We start from the raw sequence: 12,176 nt of genomic DNA, 5'->3' as shown, positions 1-12,176 counted from the left end.
CCCTCACCTTTTATTTTTTCTTGCTTCTCACCTCACCATACTCAGAAGGCAGTAGCGCCACCAGAAGTGTTGCCGGGATAAGCACCATGGATACAACCACAAGCGCAGTCGCAGTAGAGGTCCACTCTGCAAGGCTCCCCACGCCGATCATAGCAAGGCCCGCCATGCCCCAGGAAAATCCCATCACCAATCCCGTCGCCGTACTCGTATTGTGCGGCAAGGCACGCTGTGCCAGAGATATATTCGTCGTAATACCGAGATCGAACAAATACCCCGCCACAAAAAACGAAATAAGCGACACATATCCGTCTGTCAGACAAAAACCAGCGTGAAAAATTGCGGACGAAGCACACGAAAAAGCCAGAAGCTTGCGCTGAGACATGCGATCTGCCAGATAACCACCTGTGATGCGCCCCAGCGTACTGGAAAGCAAATAGCCGGAAAAAACCCAACCAATTTCGCTGGTAGCCCAGCCGCGAGACGCTCCCAGAATAGCTGTAAAACTGACAAATCCCGTGTGAATAATAGAGCGCAACACACTAATCGCAAAAAGCGTCCACAGAGAGCGGGCTTTTTTTAAAATGGAGAAATCGATTTTACCCGCAGTTACGCGGCGTTCACGCACGGGAACTTTTCGAGACTGCCACAGGATAAATGGCGCGAGAATCAAGACAGGGATGACAATAAGCCACAGATATTGGATGCCGTATCGCTCGACAATTTGCGTCCCGGTAATCGAAGCGAGCGCCATCCCCGTTGTTCCCCCCGTCAGAAAAATAGCCATAGACAGATTGGCACGATGCGGCGTTAGAGCAGTAACCAATCCCCCGGCGGTAGGATGAAAAAGAGAGGATCCAAAAGACGCGAAAATCAAAAAAATAGCGAGTGTATAAGCAGTGGGCGCAAAGCCGATACAAGAGACAAAAATGCCCGTGACAAATAGCCCAAGTGCAACAAGAGCCATGCGATCGCGTCCATCGCTAAAATAGCCCATAAAGGGTTGCGTGATAGAACCGCAAAAGACAATCACCGTGGGCAAATAGGCAAACTGCGCTACCGTGAGATTGTAATGACTCTGAAAAAAAGCCCACAATGGCGGCGTAAGGACCATATAAAAATCTAACGCCAGGTGTGCAGCGGTAATATAAAAAACAGGGCGCAAATCCCCTCTTGAAGCAGAGCGAAAAGATGGCGCGGTTTCTGTGGACATAAGAGAGCTTTCAGCAGTCAGCAGTCAGTAAAACATGCAGTCAACGATCTTATCCTGGGGGCGGATGGGTGGGAAGCTGAAAGCTGATGGCTGATCGCTTTCCTTCACAACCCGGCGCGTTGGAGAATAACCTCGCAGAGTTTTTCGTGCAGGCCAAGAGGTTCGGTAACGCGGATATGTACATCTGGATATGCAGCCCCCGCTTCTGTTGCCATACGCGGAATATCCTCCGTGGCATGGCGTCCGGGAGACAGCATGTAGGGATGAACAACGATCTCACTCGCTCCCTCGCGCACACATGCATCAATGCCTTGGCTGATAGTGGGTTCGGCCAGTTCCATGTGCGCGACGTGGACAATGATCTCGGGGCGTTCTTGACGCAAAATATCGGCAACGCCGTAAAGCATCTGGTTGGCTTCTTCGCGCCTGGAACCGTGATCGACAATGAGAAGTGCAATAGGCATGTTTGTTAAGTAAAAAAAATTAACTACTACCATCCAGCCACGCTTCAATTCGCTGTTCATCCTCGTCTGTCCACGGCGCAATATCCTCAATACAAATGCGGTCATGACCGCTATAGACGCGAGCCATCGTATCCTCGTAGATGCCTTCTTTGTGCGCCTGCTCGCGCCATGCGACAAAGCTTTTGCGGTCGTATTCTTTCGCCCGCGCATCAATACCTTCGCAATCAAAATTGCTGGTCAGCACCCGATCCAATTCGCGGGTGATTTCCGGTTTGTCATGGACGAGATCCGTCGTTTCATCTGGGTCGTCCATGAGATTGAATAGCTCGGATTCAAACCCCGTGTGCTTGACGTATTTCCAGTCGCCCTGACGCAACATAAACGTGCCAGTGGCACAGCGATCGCCGTGGTATTCGCACATCGCCCAATCGCGTTTGCGCGCCGTCCCCTCGACGAGTTGCGGAAATAGAGATTCGCCGTCCAGCGTATCGGGATATGCTGCATTATCCGCATAATCTTCATAGCGAATGCGCGCCATATCCATAAACGTGGGATATAGATCAACGAGAGAAACGGGTGTATCGACGACAACGCCTTTTTGTACATCGGGACCGCGAATAATGAGAGGAACGTGGGATGACGCCTCGTACATCGAACGCTTGAGTATTTGATTTTGATCGCCAGCCATTTCGCCGTGATCGCTCGAAAAAATGACATACGTATTATCGCGCAACCCCAAATCATCGACCGTCTGAAGCACCCGACCAACCATCTCATCGAGCGCGGCGATCATCGCAAAATAGGTGTGCCGAATCTCTCGAACGAGGTTCTCAGAGAACTGTTTATCGCAATTTTTGGTCACGCGTTGATACGCAATCGCCTGATTGTGCGTGGCTTCGAGCGGCATCAAAGTCGGCGGAATATCGACATTATCCGCATCGATCAAAGGCATGTGGCGTTTCTCGGCAGTAAATGCGGGATGCACCAATCCCGTAGTGAGATAAAGCCAAAAAGGCCGGTCACTCCTCGCGTATTGATGCAGTTGATCAACAGCCTGATACGTCCGGTCCCAATCGCGCCCATTCGCCTTGCCATCATCTACAACTTGCGGCAAGGTCGTGCGACATATAGGACGGCGAATATTGGCCGCGCGCGTCCACGAGCCAATGCGATCGCGGATGGAGTGTTTGCCATAGGCGTAGTCTATAGGACCGATGGCAGAGGTCTGATAGCCCGCGCTCTCAAATGTATTTTGATACGTGGGCACATTCTCGTGCAACCCTTCGTGATTATTCCAACAATCGTAATAATTGGGATATTTTCCACTCCACATGCTCGCCCGCGACGGATTGCACACCGGACAATTGGTGTACGCATTTGTAAACAGCACCCCATCACTGGCGAGGCGATCCATATTGGGCGTGGCATTTTGCATGGCAGGATGGCCCATACAGCCCATCTTTCGCCCATCCATGCTCTCGGCGTGAATAAAAACGATATTCGGTTGAGAAGGCATTTTTGTTTCCTATTGTAGGTGTAATCAATTAAACATCCACCACACGCCCTGTTTGTGCTGCTTTGTGCATAGCAAAAACAACGCGAAGAGCCTGGAGGCCGTCTTCACTGTGCGGATCGGCAAAGGGAGCATTGGGGGCGGGACGATTGCCTTTAATCGCCTCGACAAAGTGATCGCTCGAATTGCCGTATTCGGGCAAATTCTCCACGCGCTGCCAGCCACCTCTGCGCGCAATCGTGTAGAGGCGGTCGCGTTCCAGGCGATAACTCTGCTTGTCAGTATATATGTTGACCTCATCCTGATTTTCGTCACAGGACTTGATACAGAGCAGACTGGCACATAATCCCCCTTCAAATTCGAGACGCATATCCACCAGCATTTCCTCTATGTGCCCGGTCTCGTATTGAATTTTGCCCTCCACTCTGACCACGCGCTCGCCCGTGATCCACGGCAAAACATCTGTAATGTGAATCGTGCGCCGGTGCAACATGCCCCCGTCTTCTATACCGCGCTTGACGGGACTTTTCCGCTGGACAGCCGTGAGCATTTGCGGAGTGCTCGCACCAGACGCAATTTGTCTGCGCACGTACTCGGTACTGGGCATAAAATGACGCGTAAACGCCGTCATCAAAATACAATTTTGCGACTTACTCAACGCCACGAGTTCCTCGGCATCCTCCAAAGTCACCGTAATCGGTTTATCGACAATCGCCGGAATACCGCGCTCAAGCGCCAATTTGCAGGCCGCGAAATGCGCCCGATTGGGCGTACTGACAAAAACCCCATCAATCAAATCCGGATTGATCATATCGCGATAATCGGTAAATACCCGACTATCCCGCAACCTCCTATTGCGCCCGTCCAGACATTCTTGAGAAATATCGCAAACCGCCGTGACTTCTACATCCGACCTCTTGAGCAAATTCGGAATATGATAGCTCGAACAAAAAGAGCCGAGACCGATAATACCGATTTTTACCTTATCCATATCAATCCTTCCCCAGGCGCAACCAACCATCCGCATCGGGGGTGAGTTCGCGCCAGTGACTGGTAATCGCCTGCGCTTCTTCAAGGCCCATTTTGCTCCTGTCTTCATAAGATGCGGGCACGCCCTTTTCAGTGAGATAATCCAGACAGCGAACCCACATTGCGCTCCATACATAGGCATTGTGTAATTCTGTTTCTGGAGCCGAGCGGCTGCGCGCAACAAAACCCGGTATAAAGGGGCGACCAGGGGGCTGTCCAATAGGAAGATAACGGAAATTATAAGCCCAGCGATAATCTTCGCGACTCGTGTTGGGCGTAGAGCTGTGCATCACTTTATTATCCAAAAAAACAATATCTCCAGGATCAACGGGCAGAGTAATTCCCTGCGTGTCGAGATCTTCTGGAAAAGGATGGTATTTAACGCCTTCTTTGTGACTGCCGGGAATGACCACCAAACAGCTATTTTCTTCGGTAGCATGGGTAATCGGAATCCACGCATTGACAATCTCGCTCTCATGAGAATCTCTCAGGCCCGAACCTGCGTCCATGTGCCATCCTGTTTTGCCCACCTGAAATGTATAAAACCCTTCCTTTGAAAGATCTGCACCCACAGACCCGGCCACCTGATCTGCCAGCTTGAGATGATCGGGCGCGAGCTTGAGATTAAAATGGTAAATCGGCGACGCAGCTATCTCCGGCCCGATAAGAACTTCCAAAACATCTAAGACTTTTGGATGGCGCATAAGAGCAAACATTTCGGGAATCCGCGCATCTGGCAGGTCTTTGCGCCACTGAAAAGTCGGAACAAAGATATTCAGCACGGGATCGAGATGGTGTAAAACCGTTCCCCGACTGGCTCCGAGCGACATTGCAAACCGCTCGGGCAAAGACATCTCATCAAATCTATCCAGTGCCTCAGAATTAGTCTCAACCAGATAAATTCGCGCCAGCGCATATAGAAGCTCAGAATAGGCTTTTTGCAAGGGATAAATATCCTGCTCGATATTGAGCACATCTTTGACAACAATGTATCCCTCTTCTACGTATTGTTCTTTTAATGACGACATATATGGTCTCCTGTTGTTGATCATCAGTAATCTATTGTCAACCTCCCCCATCTTGGACGCCTGCCTAAAGCCGCAATCCCTACTGGTGCTCACAGTTATCAAAAGCCCAGCGCAATGCCTCTATGGATTCATTGGTCGCCGCGGCAATTTCATTAACGGGATTTTCGGTGGGCAGCATATAAAACGCATGCGTCATACCAATATAACGCCGTGTGACAGTGTCAATCCCTGCCGCTTTTAAGGCATGGCCATAATCTTCGGCCTCGTCTCGGAGGGGATCAAATTCAGCGGTCATAACCAGCGCGGGCGGCAAGCCAGACATATCAGAAGCGCAAATGGGCGCGACATCGGGATGATTGCGGTCTGCGATATTGGGAACATAACAATCCCAGAACCACTTCATCGCACTGGCCGTAAGCAAATACCCTTCGGCATTTTCAGAATAAGAGGCACGATCAAAATTTGCCTCAATAACGGGATAAACGAGCAATTGAAAAACGAGATTTAATCCCGCATCTCGGGCGCGAAGGGCGACACAGGCAGCCAGATTGCCCCCGGCACTATCGCCAGCCACGGCAATGTGGGAAGAATCAATCCCCAATTCATCCGCTGAAGATGCCGCCCATAACGTAGCGGCAAAACAATCGTCAATTGCACCGGGGAAAGGCGTTTCTGGCGCGCGGCGGTAGTCAACTGAAACGACAACACACCCTACATCATGCGCGAGTTTTCTGCATTTAAACTCCCCAGTATCGAGATCGCCCAGCACCCATCCCCCGCCGTGAAACCACATGAGAAGCGGCAACCCTCGATACTCATTGGGGCGATAAATGCGAATGGGAATCTCCCCCGTTTCACTCGATATCGCGCTATCTTCCACATGATAAATAGGCGGCAGCATATCATCTGGCATTTTGCGCGAATCGTTAAAAGCCCTTGCAGCTGCCACCCCTTCGCTGTGCAAATCCGTCAGACCATCCTCGTGCATTGCGTTTTCAAATGTCTGCACGAATTTCTGTATCTCCGGATGTGGTTGGCTCATATTTATATCCCTCACTCTGGCATTGGAACGGGTCTCGCATCCTCTGTGCGAATACTCCAATCCGCCAATTTTAATTGCAAATCTGCGATAACATCGCGGTGATCGGCATTATCTATCACATTGTACAATTCCCAGGGATCGTTCACCAGATCGTACAACTCATCCCGATCCCCCATAGGATCATGCACGTACTTCCATTCGGCAGTACGCACCATCTTGCGGCGGCCCTCAGCTTCGCGCCATTGCAAAGACTGCCCAATAGCCCGCCTTCCCCATGGCTTCTCAAGCTGCTCTAAATCTGCCATAGTAAATGCCGGTCCTCCTGCGCCGTATTCTGAAAAAGCCGCATCTCTCGGCGCTGTATCCGTAACCGTGGGCAATCCCTCCCCGTACATAGAACGCGGCACATCGTGCCCCTGCAATTGCAAAACCGTCGGCACAATATCGATCAAATTGACACAACTCTCATCCACCACGCCCTGCGGGATCTGTCCCGGACACGACACGATAAGCGGCACGCGCGTCAAACAATCGTAAAACGCACCTCCTTTGGCGATCTGCGCGTGCTCACCCGAAAAATCGCCGTGATCTGCACAGAAAACCACAACCGTATTCTCGCGCAAATTGAGCCTGTCCAGCGCATCTAAAATCTGCCCCACGCCATCATCCAAAAAACGCACCATTCCGTGATACACGCCCACGCATCCCTTTACGTCTTCAATCGGATCATCTTCCACCCCAATCATCGCATGCAAGACCCGATTGCGTTCGGGCGCTGTACCATCGCTATACTCATCCGCTCGCCAGGGTGGCATCACCACATCATCGAGTGCAATCGCATACCGCTCGGGACATTCATACGGCGTATGAGGATCGGGAATGGAAACCCACAGCGCGAATGGATCATTGCCAAATTGCTCCAAAAACCGCACGGTCTGTCCCGCCACCAACCCGGTCGAATAATCCTCCAGCGGAAAATCGCTAACCCCATAGGAAAATTGCGGACTAATATCCGGCAAATTCCTTCTCACCGCATGTGCCGCATTGATCGACTCACGGGACCGAAACCAATCCATTCCCTTTGTCGCGGAGCCTCTGGGCAATCCTCCATGTCCGATCTCACACCACACATCGAACAAATCGAGATCGCTTTGTTCCTCAAAACAGTGATTTTTCCCAATCAGTCCACACCGATATCCCGCAGCTTTCCACAGCTTAAACGCATGCGTCGCATCCCCAGGCATCAGCGTCTGATTTCGCCGCCCACCGTGCGAATGAGGAAACTGGGAGGTCCAAAACGAAATGCGGCACGGCACACACAGCGGATGCGGCGTAACAGCGTGTTTGAACAACACCCCTTCATTCGCCATCCGCTCCAACGACGGTGTCTGACAAAACGCACTGCCGTATAAATGGCTCGCCGTTGCCTTCATCTGATCGCTCATAATAACGATTACATTGGGTTGGTTCATACATCCTCTCCATTGACCATCACCGGTTCACCACTCTCGGCACTGAGCTTCACCGCCTCAATCACAGCCATCGTATGCCGCACAGACCTGCCATTGGCATCGGGCACTTTTCCATTGAGACAACAATCTACAAATTCGGCAATCTGACTGGGCATCCCTACCCGCGATGTCACATCTACGGGCACTTCTTTGCCATTGACCATCAATTTCTGATTGGTCATCCAAATAGATCCCTCACTACCCATAATATACGTATCGTGTGCGCCAGTATGCGTCACCACAGTTTGCGTCAGCACACTTACCGTGCCATCTTTGTGATTCATAATCGTCGAATAAGAATCCTTTTGCCCTGCGTATCGCTCTGCGCTTTCACTGCCTTGCGAATATACCTTAACCACGGGGGAATCGATATACCAGGGTAAAATATCGTACTCGTGCGGACCAAAACAATACAAAACACAAACACCGCCCAATTCCAAATCGAGATACCACGATCGGTCAGGCGGATCAAAATTGCCGTATCGCCTGCGGATCATGTGCCCGACCTCGCCAATCGCACCCTCCTGAATCAGCGCCTTCACCTTTAAATTCACTGGAAAGTGCCGCATCACCTGCCCCACCATCAGCACCACACCGGCATCCTCACACGCAGCAATCATGCGATCGCATTCGGCCACAGACAGCGCCATTGGCTTTTCAACCAGCACATGTTTTCCAGCACGCGCAGCGGCAACCACCTGCTCGGCGTGTACTTTGTGAATCGAACACACATGCACGGCATCCACTTCGGGATCATTCAACAAATCATCCAACACCCCATAAGCGCGGGCTTTGTGCTCAGTCGCAAGAGCCTCTGCCCGACTGCGGTCAATATCCATAACCGCCGCCAGACGGATATTTTCATTCGCCGCAATACCGCGCGCATGTCCTCCCGCATTCGAACCTGCACCAATCAGCCCAACAGATAAAATGTCTTTCATCATATTACCCCGCAATTTGACAAGAATTAAAAGCATCCCATCCTGGACGCCTGCTTAAACCATGCAGGCGTGAAGATAGAAATAGCGATTGTCATTGCGGCATGTTTTTAGCCGCAATCCAGTGTTTTGCAATGTTAGTATCCACTAATTTCAGTTGCTCGTGCAATAGCTTTTGTTTTCTTTATTATTCTCTCACAAAGGAGCAATTTATGAACCCCGTAAAATTTGGCATTGTTGGCATTGGCGGTTTTGGCCAAACGCACGTACGCTCTGTCGAAGCACTCGAACGAAAAGGACGCGCGCGCCTCAATGCCGCTGTTGTCATTGATCCGGAAAACCACCCCGAAAAACTCGCCGAATTTAAAACCCGCAATGTTCGCGTTTACGACACATTTGACGACCTCCTCAGCGCAGGAGGCATGGACTACGTCACTCTACCCATTGGCATTCACTATCACGTCCCTTATTCCGTTGCAGCGCTCGAAGCGGGATTCAATGTTATCTGTGAAAAACCACTATCAGCCACAGTACAGGACGCCAACCACTTGATAAATATAAAAAACAAAACGGGCAAAATCGCGCTCATCGGATATCAATCGATCTACGCTCCAAGCATTCAGACCATCAAAACCCGCTTATTGGACGGTCGGCTGGGCAAGTTGCATGCGATTCGCATCAAAGGCGGATGGCCGCGCAACAACCTATATTACAGCCGCAACACCTGGGCCGGTCGGCTCACACTCGACGACGACACCTGTGTTCTCGACAGCCCGATTAACAACGCCATGGCACACGACCTCAACAATGCGATGTACCTGTGCGGCGCAACCCATCACGAATCGGCCATACCCGAAACTGTACAGGCCGAACTCTACCGAGCACGCGATATCCAGACACTCGACACAGCCGTACTCCGCATTGTCGCAAATGGCGTTGACGTCCTCATCGGCCTATCCCATTCCACCCGCGAAAATTTCGGTCCCCTCATGCAACTCCAGTGCGAACATGGAACAGTCGAATGGAGCCGACCAGGTTCAATCATTCGCTACAATGACGGCAGCACAGAAACCTTTGAAGAGCACAACTTGCGCGACCACCACGGCCCGTTTCACAACGCCATAGACGTACTGCAAAACAACGCCACGCCCCTGTGTCCGCCAGAAGTTGCACGCGCACAAACCCTGTGTGTCAATGGCGCACACGAAAGTTGTCCGAATATCGCCACAGTCGATCACAGTGAAATCGAAGTCGTCAAACGCGACGGCGCAACCTTCCACATCATCAAGGGTCTCGACGACCTGTTAGACCAGAGTTTTCGCACGGGCAAACTCTTCTCAGAACTCGGCGTCAGTTGGGCAATCTCACCCCAGCCTTATGACATGACGAACTACGACCATTATCCTTACGGCGGCAAATAGTTCAAAAACCAGGCCAGCGTTCGCCGCGCACTATCGCGGCGGTTTTTCTCTTTCCGAAACCCGTGGCCCTCGCCCGGATACACCACCAGGCCCACTGGCACCCCCAGTGATTCCAGCGCACGACAGGTGACTTTGGATTCTGACAGCGGACAAATCGGGTCCTGATCGCCGTGCAACAACAGTAGCGGCGTGCGAATTGCGCCTAAATTGGGAAACACATCGCCCCCGCGCGTACGCTCTGTAATTGGCCACGACAGCGGTTCCAAATACTCTGTCTCATACGTAAAATCACCCGTCTCCAGAGTCATCCGCCTGTTGTCGATAAAGCCGAAAAGCGCAACGCCAGCCTGAAACCGATCCGTCACAGCCAGCGCCCGCAAAGTCATATATCCCCCGTAAGACCCACCGAAAATACCCACCCGATTTTTTAATGCAAGCCCCTCTTCAATCAAAAAATCAATACCCGAAACAATATCCTCGAGATCGGCCCGCCCCTGGCATCCGATATTGCTCCGCGCGAAATCGTCCCCAAAACCCAGAGAACCTCGAAATGCCGGACGAAAAACCCGGTAGCCTGCCCGCAACAAATGGCGATATCGAACCACCTCGCTCCGCACATTCTCCACCGGAGCGGCAGGCCCCCCGTGTGCCGAAACCAGCAACGGGGCAGAGCCTCTAAGTCTATCTGCTTCGTAGAGCACGCCTTCAATCTCCATGCCATCGGGGGCTTCCCATTCCATTTCTAAAACGCGCAGATCCTCGTAATTCTCAGGCTGGGGCAAGGGCACCCTGCGCATTCCCGTCCAAATTGCGGGGAATCTCTCCGCATCCTCGGTTTCAAAAATAGCCAGACCATCGGGCATCCACACAATATCTGATACTGCGTCCAGATCGCCAAATGTCCCTTCTGGCGTTCCATCCAGAGCCAGTACTTCCGTCTGCGTTTGCAAACCCTCCACAAACGACACCCAGGCAGTTTTGTCGCGAGGTCCCCAGCCAAAGCGCGCAATACAGCGCCCCCCCTCTGTGAGATTCACTCGTTCGCTGCCATCCCATGACAACCACCACAAATCCGTATGTGTCGTAATGGGATACGCCGCCTCGTGATTCGCTTCGTAAAGCAACGCAGAGCCATCCGAAGCCATCACCACACGGCCGACTTTGCCCGCACCCTCAGTCAACTTTCGCACCTCATTTGTATTCAAATCAAATCCGTAAAACTCTCCCCGCTGCGCTTCTTCTGGAATCACATTGAGGGATTCTCGCCACGCGATCCGACGGCCATACCGACACATGCTCAAGTTCCCGCATCCTTCTGGCACATCGGCAAGATCGTGCCACCCTTCAATTGAAGCATATCGACACAGCGTGACCTTTTCTCTGGACGCGGGATAAAAATAAGGTGCTTTGGGATCCACAGACTCGCGGCGATCCACAAGCGCACCTACAACCAAGCCCCGTATTCCCCATTTGACATCATAGGAAATCGTCCCTTTGGGAATGGTGAGCAAACGCCCCTTTGTACCATCCAGATCAACCCGCCATAGCGCGCCTTCAGATTCGACCAGCGCACAATTTTCATCGGCCGGCCAAATGCGTGTCACCGAATCAAACACGGGCTCGAGCACGGCTCTCTCAGCGGTCAACTTGTACAAGGAGCCACTCAATATCACAAATAACACATCGGGACCAACGCGCACCATACCCTGCACACGCCTGAGATCCAGAGCCGTATCCGTCAGACGATCTAAATGCGACGGCAATTTGACATCATCCAGCAACACATCCATAGCAATCCTTCCAACCAAAATTCCATGCACAATTCAACGAGGCAAACAAATCGCCTCACAAGATAGTGTTAGACCACGAGATATGCAACAGCACAATGCATAAAAATAAGAGCCTACTTCGTAAGATACAAAACAATCGCTCTCTCTTTTTAACTTGACCAACAGAAATACTTTGCCATACCTGTTTCCCCGTCCTATCTTGTCCCGTCCTTTGATCCACCTGAATTCAC

Annotated in this window: 10 protein-coding genes; 1 reads left to right on the top strand and 9 read right to left on the bottom strand. The window is 51.6% G+C overall.

Annotated elements, in window-relative coordinates; translation table 11 throughout:
- Positions 1 to 10: 10 nt before the first annotated feature.
- The 8 genes from F4Y39_05130 to F4Y39_05095 all read right to left on the bottom strand — a co-directional run bounded on the left by F4Y39_05130 (position 11) and on the right by F4Y39_05095 (position 8,774).
- Positions 11 to 1,210: an MFS transporter gene (locus tag F4Y39_05130; protein MYC13093.1), complete on the bottom strand. Its 1,200-nt coding sequence runs from the start codon at positions 1,208 to 1,210 to the stop codon at positions 11 to 13.
- 104 nt (positions 1,211 to 1,314) lie between these two features.
- Positions 1,315 to 1,884 carry a hypothetical protein gene (locus F4Y39_05125; GenBank protein ID MYC13092.1) on the bottom strand — a complete coding sequence of 190 codons (570 nt, stop codon included), beginning with the start codon at positions 1,882 to 1,884 and terminating at the stop codon, positions 1,315 to 1,317.
- Positions 1,694 to 3,190 carry a sulfatase-like hydrolase/transferase gene (locus tag F4Y39_05120; GenBank protein MYC13091.1) on the bottom strand — a complete coding sequence of 499 codons (1,497 nt, stop codon included), beginning with the start codon at positions 3,188 to 3,190 and terminating at the stop codon, positions 1,694 to 1,696. Before F4Y39_05120 ends, F4Y39_05125 begins: the two co-directional genes overlap by 191 nt.
- 28 nt (positions 3,191 to 3,218) lie before the next feature.
- Positions 3,219 to 4,358, bottom strand: a complete 1,140-nt coding sequence (locus F4Y39_05115) for a Gfo/Idh/MocA family oxidoreductase (GenBank protein MYC13090.1) — start codon at positions 4,356 to 4,358, stop codon at positions 3,219 to 3,221.
- Complete coding sequence (locus F4Y39_05110) at positions 4,180 to 5,295, bottom strand: phytanoyl-CoA dioxygenase family protein (GenBank protein ID MYC13089.1); 1,116 nt, start codon at positions 5,293 to 5,295, stop codon at positions 4,180 to 4,182. The genes F4Y39_05115 and F4Y39_05110 overlap by 179 nt, the downstream gene beginning before the upstream one ends.
- 28 nt (positions 5,296 to 5,323) lie before the next feature.
- Positions 5,324 to 6,286, bottom strand: coding sequence for an alpha/beta hydrolase (locus F4Y39_05105; GenBank protein MYC13088.1), 963 nt, complete (start codon positions 6,284 to 6,286; stop codon positions 5,324 to 5,326).
- An 11-nt stretch (positions 6,287 to 6,297) separates the two neighbouring features.
- The gene (locus F4Y39_05100) at positions 6,298 to 7,758 is read right to left on the bottom strand and encodes a sulfatase-like hydrolase/transferase (GenBank protein MYC13087.1); all 1,461 of its coding nucleotides are present in this window, start codon (positions 7,756 to 7,758) and stop codon (positions 6,298 to 6,300) included.
- Positions 7,755 to 8,774 carry a Gfo/Idh/MocA family oxidoreductase gene (locus tag F4Y39_05095; protein MYC13086.1) on the bottom strand — a complete coding sequence of 340 codons (1,020 nt, stop codon included), beginning with the start codon at positions 8,772 to 8,774 and terminating at the stop codon, positions 7,755 to 7,757. Before F4Y39_05095 ends, F4Y39_05100 begins: the two co-directional genes overlap by 4 nt.
- A 65-nt stretch (positions 8,775 to 8,839) precedes the next feature.
- Between F4Y39_05095 and F4Y39_05090 the strand changes: the two genes are divergently transcribed.
- On the top strand, positions 8,840 to 10,156 hold the full coding sequence (locus F4Y39_05090) for a Gfo/Idh/MocA family oxidoreductase (protein MYC13085.1): 1,317 nt from the start codon (positions 8,840 to 8,842) through the stop codon (positions 10,154 to 10,156).
- Here the strand turns inward: F4Y39_05090 and F4Y39_05085 are convergent.
- Complete coding sequence (locus F4Y39_05085; GenBank protein MYC13084.1) at positions 10,141 to 11,946, bottom strand: S9 family peptidase; 1,806 nt, start codon at positions 11,944 to 11,946, stop codon at positions 10,141 to 10,143. The two genes, F4Y39_05090 and F4Y39_05085, sit on opposite strands and share 16 nt — an antisense overlap.
- Positions 11,947 to 12,176 lie beyond the last annotated feature (230 nt).

It is taken from the genome of Gemmatimonadota bacterium, from assembly GCA_009838845.1.
Lineage (GTDB): Bacteria > Latescibacterota > UBA2968 > UBA2968 > UBA2968 > VXRD01.
The sequence above is the reverse complement of the archived record's forward strand: the minus strand, read 5'-3'. Positions and strand labels throughout refer to the sequence as shown.